Source organism: Kribbella sp. NPDC050459 (assembly GCF_040655315.1).
Lineage (GTDB): Bacteria > Actinomycetota > Actinomycetes > Propionibacteriales > Kribbellaceae > Kribbella.
Genome location: NZ_JBFAJQ010000004.1, coordinates 446,345 through 466,130 on the forward strand (window position 1 = coordinate 446,345; position 19,786 = coordinate 466,130).

General features: G+C 70.1%; 21 protein-coding genes. 13 read left to right on the top strand and 8 right to left on the bottom strand.

Features of this window, described 5'->3' with window-relative positions; all coding sequences use genetic code 11:
- Positions 1-13 precede the first annotated feature (13 nt).
- Both AB0I12_RS18140 and AB0I12_RS18145 read left to right on the top strand, forming a co-directional pair.
- Positions 14-1,144, top strand: coding sequence for a D-alanine--D-alanine ligase family protein (locus tag AB0I12_RS18140; protein WP_359930576.1), 1,131 nt, complete (start codon positions 14-16; stop codon positions 1,142-1,144).
- Positions 1,145-1,154: 10 nt separating this feature from the next.
- The gene (locus AB0I12_RS18145; RefSeq protein WP_359930579.1) at positions 1,155-2,600 is read left to right on the top strand and encodes a carboxylesterase family protein; all 1,446 of its coding nucleotides are present in this window, start codon (positions 1,155-1,157) and stop codon (positions 2,598-2,600) included.
- A 4-nt stretch (positions 2,601-2,604) separates the two neighbouring features.
- On the opposite strand, the gene AB0I12_RS18150 is transcribed toward AB0I12_RS18145, so the two are convergent.
- The 4 genes from AB0I12_RS18150 to AB0I12_RS18165 form a co-directional block, all read right to left on the bottom strand.
- On the bottom strand, positions 2,605-3,804 hold the full coding sequence (locus AB0I12_RS18150; protein ID WP_359930582.1) for a sigma-70 family RNA polymerase sigma factor: 1,200 nt from the start codon (positions 3,802-3,804) through the stop codon (positions 2,605-2,607).
- 6 nt (positions 3,805-3,810) lie between these two features.
- Positions 3,811-4,227: a YciI family protein gene (locus AB0I12_RS18155; protein WP_359930585.1), complete on the bottom strand. Its 417-nt coding sequence runs from the start codon at positions 4,225-4,227 to the stop codon at positions 3,811-3,813.
- A 325-nt stretch (positions 4,228-4,552) separates the two neighbouring features.
- Positions 4,553-5,086, bottom strand: coding sequence for a DUF3515 domain-containing protein (locus tag AB0I12_RS18160; protein WP_359930588.1), 534 nt, complete (start codon positions 5,084-5,086; stop codon positions 4,553-4,555).
- A 23-nt stretch (positions 5,087-5,109) separates the two neighbouring features.
- Positions 5,110-5,343 (bottom strand): Lrp/AsnC ligand binding domain-containing protein, encoded by a 234-nt coding sequence (locus AB0I12_RS18165; RefSeq protein WP_198682133.1) that lies wholly within the window; start codon positions 5,341-5,343, stop codon positions 5,110-5,112.
- A gap of 128 nt (positions 5,344-5,471) precedes the next feature.
- Between AB0I12_RS18165 and AB0I12_RS18170 the strand changes: the two genes are divergently transcribed.
- The 3 genes from AB0I12_RS18170 to AB0I12_RS18180 are packed head-to-tail and all read left to right on the top strand — an operon-like array spanning position 5,472 to position 7,865.
- The gene (locus tag AB0I12_RS18170; protein ID WP_359930591.1) at positions 5,472-6,434 is read left to right on the top strand and encodes a thiamine-phosphate kinase; all 963 of its coding nucleotides are present in this window, start codon (positions 5,472-5,474) and stop codon (positions 6,432-6,434) included.
- A 1-nt stretch (position 6,435) separates the two neighbouring features.
- Entirely contained in the window at positions 6,436-7,242 is an 807-nt protein-coding gene (thiD, locus tag AB0I12_RS18175) for a bifunctional hydroxymethylpyrimidine kinase/phosphomethylpyrimidine kinase (protein ID WP_359930594.1), read from the top strand.
- A complete protein-coding gene (locus AB0I12_RS18180; protein ID WP_359930597.1) occupies positions 7,239-7,865 on the top strand; it encodes a DinB family protein in 627 nt (208 codons plus the stop codon). Before thiD ends, AB0I12_RS18180 begins: the two co-directional genes overlap by 4 nt.
- Here the strand turns inward: AB0I12_RS18180 and AB0I12_RS18185 are convergent.
- The gene (locus tag AB0I12_RS18185) at positions 7,853-8,602 is read right to left on the bottom strand and encodes a helix-turn-helix domain-containing protein (RefSeq protein WP_359930600.1); all 750 of its coding nucleotides are present in this window, start codon (positions 8,600-8,602) and stop codon (positions 7,853-7,855) included. The genes AB0I12_RS18180 and AB0I12_RS18185 overlap by 13 nt on opposite strands.
- A 160-nt stretch (positions 8,603-8,762) precedes the next feature.
- Between AB0I12_RS18185 and AB0I12_RS18190 the strand changes: the two genes are divergently transcribed.
- Positions 8,763-9,785, top strand: coding sequence for a hypothetical protein (locus AB0I12_RS18190; RefSeq protein WP_359930603.1), 1,023 nt, complete (start codon positions 8,763-8,765; stop codon positions 9,783-9,785).
- Between the two features lie 9 nt (positions 9,786-9,794).
- Here AB0I12_RS18190 and AB0I12_RS18195 read toward each other — a convergent pair whose 3' ends face one another.
- On the bottom strand, positions 9,795-10,955 hold the full coding sequence (locus tag AB0I12_RS18195; protein WP_359930606.1) for an ROK family transcriptional regulator: 1,161 nt from the start codon (positions 10,953-10,955) through the stop codon (positions 9,795-9,797).
- Between the two features lie 48 nt (positions 10,956-11,003).
- On the opposite strand from AB0I12_RS18195, the gene AB0I12_RS18200 reads away from it, so the two are divergent.
- From AB0I12_RS18200 to AB0I12_RS18215, 4 genes are all read left to right on the top strand, one after another.
- Complete coding sequence (locus tag AB0I12_RS18200; RefSeq protein WP_359930609.1) at positions 11,004-11,624, top strand: HAD-IA family hydrolase; 621 nt, start codon at positions 11,004-11,006, stop codon at positions 11,622-11,624.
- Positions 11,621-12,817 (top strand): MFS transporter, encoded by a 1,197-nt coding sequence (locus AB0I12_RS18205; RefSeq protein WP_359930612.1) that lies wholly within the window; start codon positions 11,621-11,623, stop codon positions 12,815-12,817. Before AB0I12_RS18200 ends, AB0I12_RS18205 begins: the two co-directional genes overlap by 4 nt.
- A 37-nt stretch (positions 12,818-12,854) precedes the next feature.
- Complete coding sequence (locus AB0I12_RS18210; protein ID WP_359930615.1) at positions 12,855-13,697, top strand: SMP-30/gluconolactonase/LRE family protein; 843 nt, start codon at positions 12,855-12,857, stop codon at positions 13,695-13,697.
- A 126-nt stretch (positions 13,698-13,823) separates the two neighbouring features.
- Positions 13,824-14,294 (top strand): GNAT family N-acetyltransferase, encoded by a 471-nt coding sequence (locus AB0I12_RS18215; RefSeq protein WP_359930618.1) that lies wholly within the window; start codon positions 13,824-13,826, stop codon positions 14,292-14,294.
- On the opposite strand, the gene AB0I12_RS18220 is transcribed toward AB0I12_RS18215, so the two are convergent.
- Entirely contained in the window at positions 14,242-15,807 is a 1,566-nt protein-coding gene (locus tag AB0I12_RS18220; RefSeq protein WP_359930621.1) for a GxGYxYP domain-containing protein, read from the bottom strand. The two genes, AB0I12_RS18215 and AB0I12_RS18220, sit on opposite strands and share 53 nt — an antisense overlap.
- Before the next feature lie 87 nt (positions 15,808-15,894).
- Positions 15,895-16,515 (bottom strand): HAD-IA family hydrolase, encoded by a 621-nt coding sequence (locus tag AB0I12_RS18225; RefSeq protein WP_359930624.1) that lies wholly within the window; start codon positions 16,513-16,515, stop codon positions 15,895-15,897.
- A 117-nt stretch (positions 16,516-16,632) separates the two neighbouring features.
- On the opposite strand from AB0I12_RS18225, the gene AB0I12_RS18230 reads away from it, so the two are divergent.
- Genes AB0I12_RS18230 through AB0I12_RS18240 form a run of 3 tightly spaced genes read left to right on the top strand, consistent with a single transcriptional unit; the run spans position 16,633 to position 19,769 of the window.
- Complete coding sequence (locus AB0I12_RS18230; protein ID WP_359930627.1) at positions 16,633-17,919, top strand: ABC transporter substrate-binding protein; 1,287 nt, start codon at positions 16,633-16,635, stop codon at positions 17,917-17,919.
- Between the two features lies 1 nt (position 17,920).
- Complete coding sequence (locus tag AB0I12_RS18235; RefSeq protein WP_359930630.1) at positions 17,921-18,952, top strand: sugar ABC transporter permease; 1,032 nt, start codon at positions 17,921-17,923, stop codon at positions 18,950-18,952.
- Positions 18,942-19,769: a carbohydrate ABC transporter permease gene (locus AB0I12_RS18240; RefSeq protein WP_359930633.1), complete on the top strand. Its 828-nt coding sequence runs from the start codon at positions 18,942-18,944 to the stop codon at positions 19,767-19,769. The genes AB0I12_RS18235 and AB0I12_RS18240 overlap by 11 nt, the downstream gene beginning before the upstream one ends.
- The last annotated feature ends 17 nt before the right edge of the window (positions 19,770-19,786 follow it).

Here is a 19,786-nt window from a genome sequence, read left to right on the forward strand (position 1 = left end):
TACAGTCGAGCCGGTGAGTGAGTACTCAGAAGGTCAGCGCAAGCCCCGGGTCGCCGTCGTCTTCGGCGGCCGGTCGAGCGAGCACGCCATCTCGTGCGTGACCGCCGCGAACGTCCTGCAGGTCATCGACCGGGACAAGTACGACGTGGTCCCGGTCGGCATCAGTACCAGCGGGCACTGGGTGCTGGAGAGCGGCGACCCGGAGCGGCTGTCGATCACCGACGGCAAGCTCCCCGAGGTCGACGTGACCGCGATGCCGGTGCTGTTCGGCGCGAACCGCGAACTCGTGGTCAGCGAGCCGGGCCAGGTGCCGAGCACGCTCGGCGCGGTCGACGTGGTCTTCCCGCTGCTGCACGGCCCGTGGGGCGAGGACGGCACCATCCAGGGCCTGCTCGAGATGTCGGACATCCGGTACGTCGGTTCCGGCGTCCTGGCCAGCGCCGTCGGCATGGACAAGCACTACATGAAGGTCGTCTTCGAGGGCGCCGGGCTCGAGGTCACGCCGTACGTCGTGATCCGCGACCGGGACTGGATCCGGGACCCGGAGGCGTGCCGCGCGTCGGTCGACGCGCTCGGCTACCCGGTGTTCGTGAAGCCGTGCCGGGGCGGGTCGAGCCTCGGGATCAGCAAGGTGACCAGCCGCGACGAGCTCGACGAGGCGGTCGCGGTGGCGCGGGCGCACGACCCGAAGGTGATCGTCGAGGCGTCGGCGAAGAGCCCGCGGGAGATCGAGGTCGGGGTGCTCGGCGGGCCGGCCGGCCGCGCCCCGGAGGCCAGCGTCTGCGGTGAGATCGCGGTGTCGGGCGGCGGGCACGACTTCTACGACTTCGAGACCAAGTACCTGCCGGAGGGCGAGGAGTACACGGCGCTCTCGGTGCCGGCCGGCCTGCCGTCGGAGATCGCGGACGAGATCCGCGCGAAGGCGCTGATCGCCTTCGACGCGATCGAGGCCGAGGGTCTGGCGCGCGTCGACTTCTTCCTGGACGCCGACAACCGGGTCGTGATCAACGAGATCAACACGATGCCCGGCTTCACGCCGACCAGCATGTTCCCGCGGCTGTGGGCGGCGTCCGGCAAGGACTACGCGACGCTCGTCGAACACCTCCTCACCCTGGCGATGACCCGCCCGACCGGCCTGCGCTGAGAGTCGCGCGGTGGTCCTGGTCGACACGCAGCACGGGCCTGTTGCCGGGACCGACGCGCTCGCGTTCAAAGGCATCCCGTACGCCGCGCCGCCGGTCGGGCCGAACCGCTTCCGGCCGCCGATCGCGCCGGAGCCGTGGACCGCGCCCCGGGACTGCCGCGGCTACGGGCCGACCGCGCCGCAGACCGCGCCCGAGGGCGTGATCGGCGCGCTCGTTCCGCGGGTGATCGTCCCTGGGGACGACTACCTCAACCTCAACGTGTGGACGCCGGCGCTCGACGGGCAGGCGCCGGTGATGGTGTTCGTCCACGGCGGCTCGTTCACGAGCGGGTCCGGAGCGTTGTCGGTGTACGACGGCTCGCGGTTCGCGCGTGACGGCGTCGTCCTGGTGACGATCAACTACCGGCTGGGCGCCGACGGTTTCCTGTGGTTCGGCGACGGGACGCCGAATCTCGGGCTGCTCGACCAGATCGCCGCGCTGACCTGGGTCCGCGACAACATCGCCGCGTTCGGCGGCGACCCGGGCAACGTGACGATCTTCGGCGAATCCGCCGGGGCGATGAGCGTGTGCACGCTGCTCGCGATGCCGGCCGCCGACGGGCTGTTCCGGCGGGCGATCGCGCAGTCGGGCGCCGGGCACAACACGATCAGCGCGGCGAGCGCTCGGACTGTCGGTAACCGGCTGGCGGCGATGCTCGGCACGGCGCCGACGCGCGAGGCGATCGCGGCCGTGCCGGTGCCGAGGCTCCTCGCCGCACAGGACAGCCTCAGTCGGCAGGTGATGGCCAGGCCGCGTGCCAAGGTGTGGGGCGATGTTGCCCGGACACTGCTGCCGTTCAGCCCGGTGGTCGACGGTGAGCTCCTGCCTGCCGCCCCCATCGGCGGAATCCGGCCGGACGTCGACCTGATGATCGGCACGAACAGCGAGGAAGCCCGGCTCTTCCTGGTCCCCACCGGCCTCGCCTCGCGTCTCAACACGCCCGCGCTGTACGCCGCGGCCGCGCTTCGCTTCGGGCTGCCGGCCCGCGGTGTCCGTCGCTACCGGGCGAATCGTCCCGGCTCCACGCCAGGCGACGTCCTGGCCGCGATCATGACGGACTCGTACTACCGCATCCCCGCGATCCGGCTGGCCGAGGCCCGGCCCGGCGCTTTTGTGTACGAGTTCGGCTGGAGGTCGCCTGCCTGCAACGGGACGCTCGGCGCCTGCCATGGCCTCGAGCTCGGGTTCGTCTTCGACAACCTGGACGATCCTGCGGCGACGCCGATGCTCGGCGCCGCCCCGCCGCAGCACCTCGCGGACCTCATGCACCGGACCTGGATCGACTTCGCCCGCACCGGCGACCCCGGCTGGCCGCCGTACACCCGCGAGCACCGCGTCAGCCGTCATTTCAACACCGCTTCCGGCACCACCACGAACGACCGCGTCGACGAACGCCTCGCTTGGCCTCGCCGCTGAGCAGTCACAGCCTGTCGGCCCGGGCACGCAGGTAACGCTGTTGCGGGACGCTCGTCGTCCGCGTCGCCGCCTGCTCGTACGCCGCTCGCGCGCCGGGCACGTCACCGGACATCTCCAGGAGATGTGCCCGGACGGCCGGCAGCCGGTGGTCGGCGGCGATCCGCTGGTCGTGCTCGATCGAGCCGAGCAGCGCCAGCCCGTCGTCAGGTCCGCGCGCCATCGCGACCGCGACCACGCGGTTGAGCGCGACCATCGGATTGTCGGTGAGCTGCAGCAGCACCTCGTACAACGCGACGATCTGCGGCCAGTCCGTCTCCTCGGCCGTCGGCGACTCGTCGTGCACGGCCGCGATCGCCGCCTGCAGCTGGTACGGCCCGACCGGTCCTCGGGGCAGCGTTCGCGTGATCAGCTCGACGCCCTCGCGAATCAGCTCCGGGATCCACAACGACCGGTCCTGCTCCGCCATCGGCACTAGCTCGCCGAGCGGCCCCGTCCGCGCCGGCCGACGGGCGTCGGTGAGCAACAGCAACGCCAGCAACCCGGCGACCTCGGCGTCGTCCGGCAGCAGCCGGTGCAGCATCCGCGCCAGCCGGATCCCTTCGGCGGCCAGCTCGACCCGCTGCAGGCTCGGCCCCGTCGTGCTCGTGTAGCCCTCGTTGAAGATCAGGTACACGACCTTCAGCACCGCGCCCAGTCGCTCATCGCGGTCGGCCGGCAGCGTGAACCGCGCGCCGCTGTTCTGCACTGTCGTCTTCGCCCGGGTGATCCGCCGCGTCATGGTTGCCTCCGGCACCAGGAACGCCCGCGCGATCTCCGCCGTCGTCAGACCACCGACCGCCCGCAACGTCAACGCGATCTGCGACGCCGGCGACAGCGACGGAGGACAGCACAGGAACAACAGCACCAGCGTGTCGTCCGTGTCCCCGACGGACTCGCCCTGCGGCGCCCAGGCAGCGACCCGGTCCTCCCGCCGCTGACGAGCCTGCTCCCGCCGGAGCAGATCCGTCAGGCGGCGCGAGGCGACCGTGATCAACCAGCCCCGCGGACTGTCCGGCACGCCGTCCACCGGCCACTGCTGCGCCGCCGCGAGCAGCGCCTCCTGCACCGCGTCCTCAGCCGTGTCGAAATGCCCGAACCGCCGGACGAGCGCCCCGAGAACCTGCGGCGCCAGCTCCCGCAGCAGTTCGTCGAGAGCGCCACTCATGTCCGGTCACTCCACCAGCTCGTCGCGCCCCTCGACGATCGGCCGGATGTCCGCATACGCGGTCGCGCGGGCGAACTCGGGCGCCGGCGTGTCCCCGAGCCGCGCCGCGATCTCGGTGGCCCGGTCGAACGACTCGCACTCGACGATCCAGTACCCCGCGAGCACCTCCTGCGTCTCGGCGTACGGCCCGTCGGTCACCACGGACTGCCCGTCCTTCGACCCCAGCCGCCGGGTGAGCACCGGCGCCGCCAGCCCACGCGTCTCGACCAGCTCCCCGGACTCGACCAGGTCGTTGTTGAACTTCTCCATGAACGCCCCCATCGCCGCGAAGTCCTCCGGCTTCCACGCCGGCTTCGCGGTGTCCTTCCCCGCCATACCGTCGTAGTCCTGCTGCGACGCATACGTCAGGATCATGTACTTCATCAGCTTCTCCCGTCGTCCGAGCACCCACCACCGGGCACTTCCACCCGAGACGTCGCCCCCGCGCGCCGCAACCGGACACGAACCAGCAGACGATTTTCGATCTCGCCAGGGAGTATGCCAACCGGCAGAAGTCCCGGGGCCCGGCCGCCGTCAGCCGCCGCCAATTGGTGACCTGCGACCGGCTACCTGTCCCCACCCGGAGCCCGCACTTCATGGGTTCACCCCGCAGGTTGTCCGTTCGCCGCTCGCACACCACGGGTGAAGGGGCAACGGCGAAGGTGAACCCCTGAAACGGTCGGGAGGGGGCGCAGCGCTGCGCGGGTTGTCAGGTGCAGGGTGTGACGAGTTTGTTGTGTTTCTGGACGGCGTCCGAGACGTCGGTGAGGGCGTTGGCTTCGGGGGAGTACTTGGAGGGGACGGCGACCTCGAAGTAGAGGGTGCGGCCGATGGTGGTGAAGATGAAGCCGTTCTGGACCTGTTTGGCGAACCAGCCGACGCCGTTCACCTCGAAGCACTGGGACTGGGCCTCGGCCATGCCGGCGGGGGCGGCGACGCCGCAGGCCATCTCGATGGGCGGGTCGCCGTACGCCGTGGTGAGCGGGCTCTTCGGCGAGGTTTCCCGGCGCTCGGCGTCCAGGACTTTGTCGGGGAGGGCCTTGATCAGGTCCGCGCAAGCGGCCGCGACCTCGGGGCCGGGGGAGGGGACGGGGACGGGCGTCGCGCCGGGGCTGCACCCGGCGACCAGCAGCAGCGCGAATGCCGCGGCCACGCCCCGGGACACGCCGGACCGCAGGAACGGGACCGGCCCGGCCGCAGCGGCTCGGGCGCGCGCCGATCCGGCGAACAGGTGCTTGGGCATCCGAAGAAGTGGCGTGCCGGGGCTCAGATGTGGACGACGGGGCAGGTCAGCGTGCGGGTGATGCCGGGGACGTTCTGGACCCGGGCAACCACCAGTTTGCCCAGCTCGTCGACGTTGCGGGCTTCCGCGCGGACGATCACGTCGTACGGACCGGTGACGTCCTCGGCCAGGGTGACTCCCTGGACCTCGGCGATCTGTGCGGCGACGTCGGCCGCCCGGCCGACCTCGGTCTGGATCAGGATGTAGGCCTGGACCACCACGTCGTTCTCCACTCAGTCGTCCTCAGCTGGGCTCCAGCCACAGTACTGCCAGGTGGCTGGGCGTACTCGTTGCCCGGTCACGGTACCGCCTAGACTCCGGTCAGCGATATGGGAGGTCTGCTGACGTGACAGAGACGTTGGGGAGCACGGGTGAGTTCGGCCTGATCGCGGCCGTCACCAAGGGGCTGTCCAAGAGTGAGGACGTCCTGGTCGGTCCTGGCGACGACGCTGCCGTGATGGCGGTGCCGGACGGCCGCATGGTGATCACGACGGATCTGCTGGTCGAGGGCCGGCACTTCCGCCAGGACTGGTCGTCGGCGTACGACGTGGGCCGCAAGGCCGCCGCGCAGAACCTGGCCGACGTGGCGGCGATGGGCGCCCGCCCGACCGCGCTGGTGGTCGGTTTCGGCGGCCCCGCCGACCTGCCGACCGCCTGGGCCCTGGAGCTGAACCAGGGCCTGGTCGACGAGTGCGATCTGGTCCGGGCCAGCATCATCGGCGGCGACACGGTCCAGTCCGACAAGATCGTCGTCTCGGTGACCGCGTTCGGCTCGCTGGACGGCCGTGCGCCGCTCCTGCGGTCCGGTGCCCGCCCGGGCGACGAGGTCGCGTACGTCGGGCGCCTGGGCTGGGCGGAGGCGGGCTGGACGGTGCTGGCGCGCGGGTTCCGCTCACCGCGGGCCGTCGTCGAGGCACACAGGCGCCCGCAACCGCCGTACGCCGAGGGTCCGCGGGCTGCGCTCGCCGGAGCCTCTTCGCTGTGTGACGTGAGCGACGGCCTGCTGGCCGACCTCGGCCACATCGCGACGGCGAGCGAGGTGATCATCGACGTCCACACGAAGGCGCTCACGGTGCCCGAGCCGCTGCAGGCGGTGGCCGCCGCGACCGGTGTGGACGCGCTGCGCTTCGTGCTGACCGGCGGCGAGGACCACGCCCTGGTCGGTACCTTCGAGCCGGCCGACGTGCCCGAGGGCTGGACCGTGATCGGCTCGGTTGCTGAGGGCAACGAGGAACGCCCGCCCGGGACCGTGACCGTCGACGGCTCGCCGTATGCTGCGGAGACCGGCCACGCCCACTTCAGGAGTTGAGATGCCGCCCCCCAGAGTGCTGACGATCGCCGGCTCCGACTCAGGTGGCGGAGCCGGCATCCAGGCGGACCTGAAGGCGATGCTCGCCAACGGCGTGCACGGCATGAGTGTGCTGACCGCGATCACCGCGCAGAACAGCCTCGGCGTCCAGGGCGCCTGGGAGCTGCCGGCGGAGCAGGTGCGTGCGCAGTTCCGCAGTGTGGTGGACGATATCGGCGTCGACGCCGTGAAGACCGGCATGCTGGCGTCCGAGTCGATGGTCCGCGTGGTCGCCTCACTGCTGCGGACGCTGCCGCCGGAGGTGCCGGTCGTCGTCGATCCGGTGTCGGTGTCCAAGCACGGCGACGCGCTGCTCGCGGCCGACGCGATGGAGGCCGTGCGCACGGAGATCGTCCCGCTCGCCACGGTCCTCACACCGAACCTGACCGAGCTCGGACCGGTCTCCGGTGTCGACCTGGAGACGGTCGAGGACCGGGAGCTCGCCGCGAAGGCGCTGCTGGACGCAGGAGCGGACTGGGTGCTGGTGAAGGGCGGTCACGACGTCGGCACGGCGTCGGTCGACGTGCTGCACGGTCCCGGCGTACGGCGTGCGTACAGCGCGGTCCGCGCCGACAACAGGCACACGCACGGCACGGGCTGCACGCTTGCGAGCACCATCGCGTCGTACCTTGCTCGTGGGTACGACGTACCGAGTGCTGTGGGCGCGGCGAAGGAGTACGTGACCGGTGCGATCGGGGCCGGGTTCGCGCTCGGCGACGGTATCGGTCCGGTCGATCACGCGTGGAGATTCCGAGGGAGTGCCACTTGAGCAAGCAGCAGCCCCCAGTCGACGGGTACTGCGAGCAGTGCGGTTTCAACTACGACACCGGTGACCTGCAGGGCACGGTGACCCTGCTCATCCGGCAGTCGGCGGACTGCAGCATGGCGCTGACGAAGGCAGCGGCCGGTCCGGACCCGAATGTGGTGCGGCTGCGGCCTGAGCCGGAGGTGTGGTCCGCGATCGAGTACGCGTGCCATGTCCGCGACGTCCTCGAGGTGCAGCGGCACCGGATCGCGCAGTGTCTGGCCGAGGACCGGCCGGTGTACGCGCCGATGGACCGCACCGGCCGGGTGAAGCAGCAGAAGTACGAGGACCAGGACCCGATGGAGGTCGCCGCCGAGCTGGTCCGCTTCGCCAAGGAGTTCGGCGCCGCGGCGCGGGTCCTCCGGCCGCAGGAGCTGGGCAAGCTCGGCCTCTACAACTACCCGGTCCGCGCACCGCGCACCCTCGGCTGGATCATCCGCCACACCGCCCACGAGATCCAGCACCACCGCCACGACATCATCGAGATCCTGGCCCAGGTGGAGCCTCCGATCGTCCCCAAGCCGACGGTGGACGAGGACGCCGGGGAGGTCCGGTCGCCGGATCTCGAGCCGTCTCAGGAGGCGTGAGCCGCGAGCTCCCGCACGATCGGGTCGCGGGCGGCCTCGAGCCGGCGCATCACCTGCGGAATCGGCGTGCGGTTGAGCTGTCCGGTCACGCCGAGGATGAGCTGGTCGTGCGGCGGCCCGAGGCGGATGGCGCCGCACCACCAGCCGAGCCGCGCCTCCTCGTACTCCGTCGCCCGGCCGGTCTCCGCCGCCTGGCGGACGCGCGCCTCGTACCTGCCCGGGAGCGTGATGGTGCGGGCAGTGTGCCGCGGTAGCCCGCGGCGCAGGACCCGTTCCATCGCCTCGGGATGGTCGACCGCGACGAGTTGGGCGCCGGCCATCCCCGGAAAGGTGTCGTACTCGAACCGCGTGGGCCACTCGCGGGCCATGAACCGGCCCTGCGGACGATCGTGGGCGGAGTCGGCGATGGCGAGGTAGCCGGTCGCGTCGGTGTGCGCGACCCAGGCGATGGCGCCGGTGCGTTGATGCAGCTCGTGCAGGAACGGCCGGATCAGGTCGGACTTGCAAGCGAGCCGCTCCGCGGTCCTGGCGAAGGCGCGCATCCGAGATCCGAGTTGGTAGCCGGCAAGGTCACGCTCCAGCAACCGCCGGCGGACGAGGTCGTCGGCGATCCGCCGGACGCTCGGCTTCGGGATGCCGGTCAGCTCGGTCAGCCTGGCCAGTCCCGTCGGCGCTCCGGTCTCGGCGAGCACGTCCAGGATCGCGAGCACCCGCCCCGTCACGGTGTGGTCGTCCATCTCCGGCCCCCTGTCCCCTGTGCTCCTTCCAGGGTGGCAGCTCAGCGTGTCGGTGTGCAGCCGATTTTGTGATCCTGCCGTGTCACTGAGTGACCCGCGACGCGTGCCCGGCGCCGATCGTGGTGGCGATAGTTGTCGCAACCAACGGGAGGGGACGGCGATGGCCGAGCAGAACGAATGGCGTTTCTGCACCAAATGCAACAGCTTGTTCTACAACGGGTACGACGCGAAGGGCGCCTGTGCCGCGGGCGGATCGCACACCGCGATGGGCTACGACTTCATGCTGCCGTACGACGTGGCGCCGACGGCGTACGCGCAGGACGGCTGGCGCTTCTGCACGGGGTGCCAGGCGATGTTCTACGACGGGTCGCCGGACCAGGCGCCCTGCCCCGCGGGCGGGAGCCACGCCGCCGCGGGCTTCAACTTCGTGCTGCTGCACGACGTGCCGGGAACGCCGACGGCGCAGACGGAGTGGCGCTTCTGCGGCGGCTGTCACGCCATGTTCTACGACGGGTACGACGACAAGGGGCGGTGCCCGCGCGGCGGCGCGCATGCCGCGCTCGGGTACGGATTCGTCCTGCCGCACAAGCCGGACGGCGAGGTGCCCGCACCGGTCGTGGCGCTGCGCTACACCGGGATGATCTGCTTCGGCGAGGTGGACGTCGAACTCGACGGCGAGGACGAGATCTACATCCTGACCACCGCGATCACCTCGGAGAACGGCAACCCGGTCGTGCGGACCGAGCGGCACCCGATCGGTGTCGGGACCTACGAGCACGTCAACCAGGGCGGATCGTGGGACGGCCCGGTCGCGGCCTGCTACCAGGGCCCGGCGCAGGACGTGTCGATCGTGGTCACGGTGATGGAGCACGACGAGGGCGATCCGGACAAGTACCGCGAGACGGTCGAGTCGGTGGCGCGGGCCGGCTCCATCGCGCTGCTCGGCGCCGGGATCCCGGTTCCCGACTGGGCGGAGAAGCTCGCCGTGGACCTGGTGAACGGCCTGCTGGATCTCGGCGACGACAACCTCGGCGTGGTCTCGAAGTCCTTCCGGCGCAGCGAGTTGCTGGCGGAGGCGGACAAGCCGCGGCTGGAGGAGCAGGGCGTGAAGTACACCTGGTTCACGATGCACAACGCCGAAGGTTCGACGTACAAGGCGTACTTCGACGTCGTGCCGGCCTGAGCCCCGCTCTCAGGACCGGTGGGCGACCCAGGCCGCGATCGCCGGTTCGCTGGTGAGGTGGTCCAGCGCGAGTGCGGCCGCGCCGCGGAGCGGGCCGTCCGGCTGGTGAGTGGCCTGGAGTACTGGCGGGGGAGCGCCGCGGTGGAACGTCATGAGACCGCTCAGGTAGGCCTCGGTGAACGTGTCCTCGGCCGCGGCGCGGAGGGGTATCGCCAGACCTCCGATGGTCACTACGTCCGGGTCGTGCGCGTTCACCAGACCTGCGATGCCGTAGCCGAGCGCCGTGACCACCTTGGTCACGGCTGCTCGGGCAGCGCGGTCCGTGCGCCGGAGTACCTCTTCCGTGTACGCAACGGGGTCGTCCGGCGTCGGCTGCTTGAGGTGGCGTGCCAGGGCGCGTCCGTCGATCTCCAGGTCCCAACAGCCGCGTGCACCGCATGGACAGGGGCGAGAGCGGTCACCGAGGGGCATGTGGCCGTACTCACCGCCGGCTCCCGACGCGCCCTGTGCCGGTACGCCGTCGATCAGCAGCGTCCCGCCGATACCGACCTCGATGATGAGGTGCACCGCCGTACCAGCTCCGGCGGCTGCGCCTGTACGAGCTTCGGCCACGCCACTCAGCGTCGCGTCGTTGCCGGCGAGCAGCGGCACGCCCGTGCCTTCAGTGACCTGCGTGAGGTCCAGCTCTACCCACTCGAGAGTGGGAGCCTGCATCAGGTGGTTGTCGCGGACAGTGCCCGGTACGGCGAGGCTGACCATCTGGAGCCGAGCGCCGTACCGCTGCTTGGCCTGCTCCACCTCGCGTCGTAGGTTCTTCAGCACGACCTGTGCGCGCCGACTGCGGTGCCGCTTGTTCTGCGGGTCCTGCAGTGAACCGTCGAGCGCTACGACCGCACTGCGCCAACTGCTCTGCCGCAGGTCCAGTGCCAGCACCACAGGGCCTTGCGGATGCGGCTGCAGCACTGTTGTCGGCCGGCCGCGTCCCTGACTGGGGGCAGGTACTTCTGTCAGCAGATGTACGTCGCGTAGCCGAGCGGTCACCTCTGTCGCCGACCCGGTGCTCAGGCGCAACGCCCGCGCGACCGCGGCCCGGGTGATGCCGGGCTGACGGGTGAGCTGGGTCAGGACGTCCGCAGCCGTCTGCCATTGCCCCCGGCGCACTGGAGTCATCGGTGTCCTTCCCCTTATGCTCGGAGGACGAGTTTAATGGGAGGGGTCATGGAGATCCGGGACATCCGCGCCGTGCTGTTCGACATGGACGGCACGCTGGTCGATTCGGACGCGGTCGTCGACCGGAGCTGGAGCCGTTGGGCGACCGAGTTCGGCCTGGTGCCGGCCGAGGTGCTCGCGGTCGCGCACGGCAACCCGGCGATGGCGACCGTGGCGCACTTCCTGCCCGACGCATCGACGGCCGATCGGACCGCGGCGTGGGCCCGGGCGTTCGATCTCGAGGTCAACGACGTCGCCGGTGTGGTGGCCAAGCCGGGTGCGCTCGACCTCCTCGGCACGCTGGAGCGGATCGGCCTGCCGTGGGCGGTCTACACCAGTGCGCCGGCCCAGCTCGCGAAGGTGCGGCTGACCGCGGCCGGGATCGCGCCGTCGGTCCTCGTCACGGTCGACGACGTCAGTCGCGGCAAGCCGGACCCCGAGGGGTACCTGCGGGCGGCCGAGCTGCTCGGCGTACCGGTGAAGCGCTGCCTGGTGGTCGAGGACACGGTGGTCGGACTGTCGGCCGGGCAGGCGTCGGGTGCGCTGACGGCCGGGCTGAAGGGCATCCCGGCGGACATCGAGCTGCCTGACCTGCACCGCCTCGATGCGCTGTTCAAAGGTCTGGAATGACCGCGCAGGCTCCGGTACAGGCTGGGGCCCGCGCCGACGAGGTGCGGATCGGTGTCGCGCTGTCGGCGATGGGGTTCGTGCTGGCCGGGCTCGGGGCGTGTGTGGCGATCCTCGCGCGGGATCTCGACGAGCCGACCAGCCGGCTGGCGCTGCTGTCGTCCGGGTTCGCGGTCGGGCTGCTGCTGGTGGCGGTCGTCGGCCCGCGGATGCTCCGGCGGTGGCAGATGCCGACGGTTCTCGGGCTCGGCTCGGTCGTCTGCGCGCTGGGTGCGGTCCTGATCGCGGTCGCCCCGTCGTACGGCGTCGCGATCGCCGGCGGCCTCCTGGTCGGTCTCGGTGGCGCCCTGCTCGTCCTGGTCGCCCCGCTGATGCTCAACGGCCCGGCGGCCGCCGCCCGGCTGAGCCGCGTCAACGCGGTCGCCAGCGGGACCGGAATCCTGGCGCCGCTGGCGATCGGCACGCTGGACGGTCTGGGCCCCAGCGGACGGCTGGCCATGCTCGCCGCAGCCCCACCGCTCCTCGCGCTCGCTCTTCTGACCCGCCGCTCCAAGGCAGGGAAGCGAACCCAAGACGTCGAGCCGCCCGTGCCCGTCCTGATCGACTCCGCCCCGGCCGTCGGACTGGGCCGGAAGTGGCGCCGAGTGGGCCGGCGGGTCGTTGTCGACGTGGGGGTCGGTTGGCTGCGCGTCGTGCTCGCCGTGGCCGTGGAGTTCTGCTTCGTGGTGTGGGCGGTGGCTCGGCTGGTGGCTGCCGGCCTGCCGACGGCGACCGCCGCGCTGCTGGGCAGTGCGTTTCCGATCGGTATGGCGGTCGGCCGGGCGATCGGCCCGATCCGCTGGCGCGGCTGGTCGCCGGTGTTCCCGTCCGGCCTGCTCGCCGCGTGCGGGACCTTGCTGGTGAGCATGGTCGACGTACCGGCCGTGGTCGCCCTCGGACTGGTCGTCGCGGGTCTCGGCGTCGCCCCGCTGTATCCGGTGACGCTCGCAGCCCTCGTCGCGATCCCTGGCATCAGTTCGGCCCGGCTCGCGGCGGTCGGCGCGATGGCCTCCGGTACGGCGATCCTGGTCGCGCCGGCGCTGCTCGCCGTCCTCGCCCGGGTCGTCGACCTGCGGACGGCGTACCTGGTCACGCTGCCGCTCATCGGCGTACTTTTTCTGCTGAGCCGTCGATCCGACCGGGCCGCGTTCGTATAGGGGTGAACGAGCCCGAAACGACGAACGAGGTGGCGTGATGTCCGAACTGAAGCTCCTGCTGGACGGCCTGGCCTTCCCCGAGTCCGCGCGCTGGCACGACGGCCGGCTGTGGTTCTGCAACTGGATCGAGCAGCAGATCGTCGCGGTCGACGCGGCCGGGAAGACCGAGACCTTCGAGGTGCCGGTCGAGCGCCTGATGGGCTGGTCGATCGACTGGTCGCCGGACGGCCGGCTGCTCGTCACCGGCGACAAACTGCGCCGCTACGAGCCGGACGGATCGATCACCGTGCTCGCCGACCAGGGCGCGAACGAGCTCGTCGTGGATGCCCGCGGCAACATCTACCTGAACGGCGCGGACTTCGACTTCGTCGGCGGCGAGGAGCCGGTGCCGGGCTGGATCCGGCTGGTCACACCGGACGGTCAGGTGCGGGAGGTTGCCGACGACATCCAGTTCCCGAACGGCATGGTGCTGACCCCGGACGGGCGGACGCTGGTGATCGCGGAGTCGTTCGCCGGCCGGCTCACCGCGTTCGACGTCGCGCCGGACGGCGGGTTGTCGAACCGCCGCGTGTACGCCGAGAACCTCGGCCCGGACGGCATCGTGCTCGACGCCGAGGGCGCGATCTGGTCGCAGACCTGGGGCGGAGGCGTGGTCCGGGTGACTGCGGGCGGCGAGATCCTGGAGCGCGTCGACATCCCCGAGAACCGGGCGCCGTTCTCGCTCACGCTGGTGGACTTCGACGGACCGGCGCTGTGCGTGCTGACCGCGGAGTGGCGGATGGACGACAGCATCGCCGACAACTTCGGCCGCCTCACCGATGGCCGGCGGACCGGGCAGGTGCACACGATTCCGGTCGCCGTCCCGCCCGTTGCTCGCTAGCATCGCGGGCATGGAGTGCTTCGCCGCCGGGCGTACCCGGCGCTGACCCCGGCCTGTCGCTGCCTGCGTGCCTGCGACGGGCCGGGCGCGCCTGCCCGTTTCCTTCATTTGTGAGAGGCACACTCCATGCAGATTCGTTCGTACGTCGACGGCGACCTGGCCCGGCTCGTCGACCTCACCATCGACACGTTCGGGCCGTTCTACGAGGAATCGTTCCGGCCGCTGGTCGGTGACCTGATCTTCACCCGCCAGCACGGCGACTGGCGCGGCGACTACCGCAGGCAGCTGCCCGGGTTGCACGATCCGGCGGCGCACAGGTACGTCGCCGTGGCGGAGGTCGACGGCGTACCGGTCGGGTACGTCGCCTGGCACCTCGACACCGAGCGCCGGCAGGCCACGGTCGAACTGCTCGCGGTCGCACGCGAGCATCGGCGCTCGACCATCGCGACCGCGCTCTGCGAGCACGCGTTCGCCGCGATGCGCACCGAGGGAGCGCAGTACGTCGAGATCGGCACCGGCGGCGACGCCTTCCACGCCCCGGCCCCTAAGGCTTGGCGTGCTTGCCGACCATCCGGACGAGGGTGTCCGGTGGGATGACCTTGACGTGCGGTGCGAGGCCGTCGACGACCGTGAGGACGTCGTCGACGGACTTGCTCCAGGCATGCCACACGACGATCGAGTAGCCGGCGGTCGAGAACGGGTTGCGGGTCGCGGTGTTCAGCTCGGCGGTGACCGACGCCTCGTCGGCGCCGTCGAGCCCCTCCCAGAGCATGGTGCGTGCGGAGATCACCGGCTTCCCCTCGGACCACACCACCTTGCCCTTGAGGCCGTCGTACCGCGAGTACTCGAGATAGACGAGGCCGTCGATCTCGGGACGCTTCAGGTACGACGACCACAGCCGGGTGTTCTCGAACGCGTCGAAATCGATGATCTGCGCCACCGAGAGATCGGACCGGCCCATCGCCTGCGCGAGCGCCGCGGTGTGCTTGTCCAGCGCGGCGGCGGGGTAGCGGCTCGGGTACATGTACCCGCCGCCCGACGGGCCGACGACCCAGCGATCTTTCCGCGACTGGTCGTAGAACCACCGCATCACCGACGGCGCCAGGTCGATCAACGACGGCGAGATGCCCCAGCCGAGATCGACTTCGCCACGGCGCGGACTGCCGAACCAGCGCGGATCGGTCGGGAAGTCGCCGAGTGCCCACTGGATGTTGTCCCCGTCGGTGATCAGGAAACTCACGTAGTGCGCGTCCGGATCCGGCTCCGGGAGCTTGGCGGAGACCTGTTGCGTCACGCGGTCCTCGCGGATGCCCGACAGGACCGACAAGTTGCGGGCGTGGTCGGCGGGCAGGGCTTTCACGCCGGTGGCGGAGTTGACGCCGATGAAGGCGTCCTCGCCCGCCGAGGCGTCGCCCCAGCCGATGACGGTGCCGTCGTCGTCCAGTGCTCCGACCACGCCGGCGCGGAACTCCGAGTTGCCGTCGAAGAAGGCGAGCGCCCCCGCCATCGTGACGTAGTCGCGGAGCCGCTCCGGGATGTCCGCGCGCTGCTCGACCACGACGTCATGCCGCAGCCGGGGCCAGTAGGTCTCGAACACCCAGCGGTCGTCCTTGTCCCGCACGTCCAGGACCTTGCGCAATCCGTTGCGGATCGCGAGTGCCTCCAGGCTTTCCTCGACCGCCACGGCACCTGTCACGCCGGCGAGCGTGGTCGCGACGTTGACCGACGGGGTTCCGGCACGAAACAGAACGTAACCGCGGACGCCGGACCGGCTGACGGTCTTCCACAGGTCACCGGTGCGCGCCCGGACGCCGTACCGTGCCACGAGGTCGTCGAGCCAATGCTGGTACCCGAGCCCGGGCAGGTTGAGGTAGAGCGATTCGCCGCCGCGCCGGGCCAGCAGGCCCTGCAGCGTCGTCGCCAGGGTCCGCTCGGGCAGGCTCAGCGAGGACTCGTCGAAGACGTTCAGCAATTGCGGCCGTTGCCCCTTGGGGTACGCCGACGGAGCGGGTGCGGCGCCGAAGGCGAGGGACGGCGAGACGGTGGCGGCGAGCCCGAGCCCGGCGGTGAGACCGAGGGCGTGGCGGCGCGAGAGTCGGCGATCGGACATGGGGTGCCTCCAGGGAGCGGCTGGTGGACTGTCCTACGTTGTCAACAAGGGGCGACGATGCCACAGCCCCCGCGCCGTCACAAGACCTCAGACCGGAATCGGCAGGCCATGCCGCCGAAGAAGGTCCGCCAGAGCTGGTACGCCGGCGGACAGGTCGTAGTACTCCGCACGCAGCCCGACGCTCAGCGCACCGGCCACGTTGTCTTCGTTGTCGTCGATGAACAGCACGGCCGGCGCCGGCACCCGCAGGGCGCCGAGGATCGCCCGGAAGTACGCCGGATCCGGCTTGGCCAGCCCGAGGTCGCACGAGTAGAACGTCTGGTCGAACCACGCGCCGTACCCGCGTTCGTCCTGCATGATCGCCCGCCGGTACGCCTGCTGGTTGGTCGCGAGGTGGCACCCGACGCCGGCCGTGCGCAGCGACTGGATCAGCGCGATCACCGCGGGCTCGGCGTCGAACCAGTTCCACGGCTCGAGGGCGTCGGCGAGCGATGCCGGCGAGTCCCAGCGCCGCAGGACGTCGGCCACCGCGTCGCGGAAATCGCCCTTGCCGACGAGCGCCGGCTTCTCGGCCCGCATCAGGTCCGCGACGAACGCCTCGCCGTCGGCGGGCACGAGCGCGGTCAGGCGCGACCACCAGTCCCGGGACGGGCGCTGGACGACCCCATCGGCATCGAAGAGGACGGCGGAGACGGCGGGTGAGCTCATGCCGTCATCTTGTCACCGGACCTTGACCGGTTCAGTCGGTATGCGCTTACCTACTGGCTACGTAAACATATGTGGACACCTTCCGGCGAAAACCAACAGAAAGCGCCAGGTGAGGCTATGACCCTGAGCAGAAGGCACTTCCTCGCGGTCGGCACGTCAGCAGCAGCAGCCGCAGCCGCCGCGAGTCTCACCGGCTGCGGATCCCGCAGCTCACTGGGCGGATCGCACGAGCTCAGCATGTGGACATGGGTCGGATCCGTCAACGACGACCTGATCGGCCAGGCAGAGCAGGCGATCCCCGGGTTCGACGCCATGAAGCTGGCGATGACCCGGATCGGCTCCAACTACAAGACCAAGGTGCTGACCGCGCTGGCCGGCAAGTCCCTCGTCCCGGACATCGTCGCGATCAACGACGACGTCGCGACCTACTTCCCGAACGCCGACCAGTTCCACGACCTGTTCGAGCTCGGCGCGAAGGGCCTCGAGAAGGACTTCCTGCCCTGGAAGTGGAAGCTCGGGATCACGCCGGAGAACAAGATGATGGCGTACCCGATGGACACCGGGCCGACCGCGCTGTTCTACCGCAGCGACATCCTCACCAAGGCCGGTGTCGACATCGATCCGGCCGCGGTCGCGGAGCTCGCGCCCGACTGGGACGCGTACATCGAGCTCGGCAAGAAGCTCAAGCAGGCCGTGCCGGGCTCGGCCATCACCGACAACATCAGCGGGATCTTCGACTACCGGATGGCGCAGCAACCCAAGCGTTACATGACCGAGGACGGGCAGTACATCGGCGACCAGGACCACGTCCGGCAGGCGTTCGACCTGGCCGTCCGGGTCGTCAAGGAAGGCCTCTCGGCGAACGCGCAGAACTCGACCGACAAGAACGCGGTCGTCACCAACGGCAAGCTCGTCGCCTACAACGCGGCCGTCTGGTGGGCCCAGCTCGGGCCGAAGAACGCGGCGCCGAAGACCAAGGGACTCTGGCGGGTGACGGCGGCTCCTGGTGGCGCCGGCAACCGCGGCGGGTCCTTCCTGGCGATCACGAAGTACTGCAAGAACCCCGAGGCCGCGTTCGCGTTCATCAGCTGGCTGGAGTCGGCGAAGAACCAGGCCCAGGCGTTCCTCGACCCGGTGCTCTTCCCGTCGACGCCGGCTAGCTACACCGACCCCAAGCTCGCGGCGCCCGACCCGTTCTTCGGCGGCCAGAAGATCGTCGACGTGTTCGCCGAGTCCGCGAAGAAGTACCCGGGCGCCTTCTTCTCGCCGTACGACAGCATCGTCGGTACGCCGATCGGCAAGGAACTGGTGAACGTCGAGGCCTCCGGCAAGGACCCTGACGTCGCCTGGGCGGACGCCCAGCACCAGGTCGAGCGGGAACTCACCCGGGCGGGGGCGATCTGACATGGCCGTGACCAGCAAGACGGCCCCAGTTGCCGTCACCGCGACGGCCATCCCCGCGGAGAAGCCGCCGAACAAGTACCGCCAGGCCCTTCCGCAGTACGCCGCCGTCGCGCCGTTCTTCGTCCTGTTCGCGATCTTCGGCGCGTTCCCGGTGCTGTTCTCGATCTGGATCTCGTTCCACTCCTGGGACGGCATCGGGCAGATGACCTGGGTCGGCCTCGAGCAGTACCGCTACCTGCTCAGCGACGCCACGTTCTGGCAGACGATCGGGAACACCCTGATCATCTGGGTGCTGTCCACCGTGCCGATGCTGCTGCTCGCGCTGGTGATCGCCAACGCGCTGCACAACGCGACCCGGCTGCGCACCTTCTACCGGATCGCGTACTTCATCCCGAACGTCACCTCGGTGGTCGCGATCACCCTGGTGTTCGGCTCGATCTTCAGCAACAACTTCGGCCTGCTGAACGCGTTCCTGCAGTCGATCGGAGTCGGCCAGGTCGAATGGCTGACCTCGCCGTGGGGCATCAAGATCGCGATCGCGACGATCGTCACCTGGCGCTGGGTCGGCTACAACGCGATCATCTACCTGGCCGGCCTGCAGGCGATCTCGGCCGACGTGTACGAGGCCGCCAAGGTCGACGGCGCCAGTCCGCGGCAGACGTTCTGGCGGATCACCGTGCCGATGATGCGGCCGGTCATCCTGTTCACCGCGGTCACCTCGACGATCGGCGGTCTGCAGATCTTCACCGAGTCCCGGGTGCTGTTCGGCGACACCAACAACATCGGCGGACCCGGCGACGCCGGTCTCACCATCGTGTCGTACCTGTACCAGAGCGCGTTCATCAAGAACCAGTTCGGGTACGGCGCCGCGATCGGCTGGGCGCTGTTCATCCTGATCGTGCTGTTCAGCATCATCAACTGGCGGCTGATCGGCGGCACCGACGACGAACGCCTGACCCGACGCGCCGCTCGGCGGGTGGAACGCAGGATCGCAGCCCAGAATGCCAAGAGGGAGGCCGCAGATGTCCGTTGAACGCGTGCGCACTGCCGTCGGTCACGTCGTGCTGATGCTTGGCGTGCTCGTCTCCCTGTTCCCGTTCTACTGGATGGTGGTGATGGCCTCCAACACCACCCCGGACATCTTCAGCTACCCGCCGAAACTCGTGATCGGCTCGCACCTGTTCGAGAACATGGGCAAGGTGCTCGACAACATCGACTTCTTCGGCTCGATGCTGCTCACGCTGGTCGCGTCGCTCGGCGTCACCGTGCTGGTGCTGTTCTTCGACTCGCTCGCCGCGTTCGCGTTCGCGAAGTACCAGTTCCCCGGCCGGAACCTGCTGTTCGGGATCCTGCTCGCGACCTTCATGATCCCGTCCCAGCTGGCGCTGGTGCCGCAGTTCGTGACGCTCGCCGAGTTCGGCTGGATCGGGTCGCTGAAGGCCCTCATCGTTCCGGGCGCGGCGAACGCGTTCGGGATCTTCTGGATGCGCCAGTACGCCAAGGGCGCCATCCCCGACGAGCTCATCTCGGCCGCCAAGGTCGACGGCGCCGGGTTCTTCCGGCAGTACCTGACCGTCGGCCTGCCGGTGCTCCGGCCCGGTCTGGCCTTCCTCGGGATCTTCACCTTCATCAACGTCTGGAACGATTACCTCTGGCCGCTGATCGTGATGACGGACCCGAACCGCCTCACCCTCCAGGTCGCCCTCGACCAGCTCAACGGCATCTACGGCACCGACTACTCGATGGTGATGGCCGGTGCGCTGATGAGCGTCATCCCCCTGATCGGCGTCTTCCTGATCGGTGCCCGCTCGTTCATCGCGGACCTCGCAGCAGGCGCCATGAAGTTCTGACCCGAAACCACAACCAA

Excerpts from the sequence above, each read along its gene's own strand:
- AB0I12_RS18150 (WP_359930582.1), bottom strand. The coding sequence starts at position 3,804 with ATGAGTGGCGCTCTCGACGAACTGCTGCGGGAGCTGGCGCCGCAGGTT.
- AB0I12_RS18155 (WP_359930585.1), bottom strand. The coding sequence starts at position 4,227 with ATGAAGTACATGATCCTGACGTATGCGTCGCAGCAGGACTACGACGGT.
- AB0I12_RS18160 (WP_359930588.1), bottom strand. The coding sequence starts at position 5,086 with ATGCCCAAGCACCTGTTCGCCGGATCGGCGCGCGCCCGAGCCGCTGCG.
- thiD (WP_359930594.1), top strand. The coding sequence starts at position 6,436 with ATGCCGCCCCCCAGAGTGCTGACGATCGCCGGCTCCGACTCAGGTGGC.
- AB0I12_RS18185 (WP_359930600.1), bottom strand. The coding sequence starts at position 8,602 with ATGGACGACCACACCGTGACGGGGCGGGTGCTCGCGATCCTGGACGTG.
- AB0I12_RS18190 (WP_359930603.1), top strand. The coding sequence starts at position 8,763 with ATGGCCGAGCAGAACGAATGGCGTTTCTGCACCAAATGCAACAGCTTG.
- AB0I12_RS18195 (WP_359930606.1), bottom strand. The coding sequence starts at position 10,955 with ATGACTCCAGTGCGCCGGGGGCAATGGCAGACGGCTGCGGACGTCCTG.
- AB0I12_RS18200 (WP_359930609.1), top strand. The coding sequence starts at position 11,004 with ATGGAGATCCGGGACATCCGCGCCGTGCTGTTCGACATGGACGGCACG.
- AB0I12_RS18205 (WP_359930612.1), top strand. The coding sequence starts at position 11,621 with ATGACCGCGCAGGCTCCGGTACAGGCTGGGGCCCGCGCCGACGAGGTG.
- AB0I12_RS18210 (WP_359930615.1), top strand. The coding sequence starts at position 12,855 with ATGTCCGAACTGAAGCTCCTGCTGGACGGCCTGGCCTTCCCCGAGTCC.
- AB0I12_RS18215 (WP_359930618.1), top strand. The coding sequence starts at position 13,824 with ATGCAGATTCGTTCGTACGTCGACGGCGACCTGGCCCGGCTCGTCGAC.
- AB0I12_RS18220 (WP_359930621.1), bottom strand. The coding sequence starts at position 15,807 with ATGTCCGATCGCCGACTCTCGCGCCGCCACGCCCTCGGTCTCACCGCC.
- AB0I12_RS18225 (WP_359930624.1), bottom strand. The coding sequence starts at position 16,515 with ATGAGCTCACCCGCCGTCTCCGCCGTCCTCTTCGATGCCGATGGGGTC.
- AB0I12_RS18230 (WP_359930627.1), top strand. The coding sequence starts at position 16,633 with ATGACCCTGAGCAGAAGGCACTTCCTCGCGGTCGGCACGTCAGCAGCA.
- AB0I12_RS18235 (WP_359930630.1), top strand. The coding sequence starts at position 17,921 with ATGGCCGTGACCAGCAAGACGGCCCCAGTTGCCGTCACCGCGACGGCC.
- AB0I12_RS18240 (WP_359930633.1), top strand. The coding sequence starts at position 18,942 with ATGTCCGTTGAACGCGTGCGCACTGCCGTCGGTCACGTCGTGCTGATG.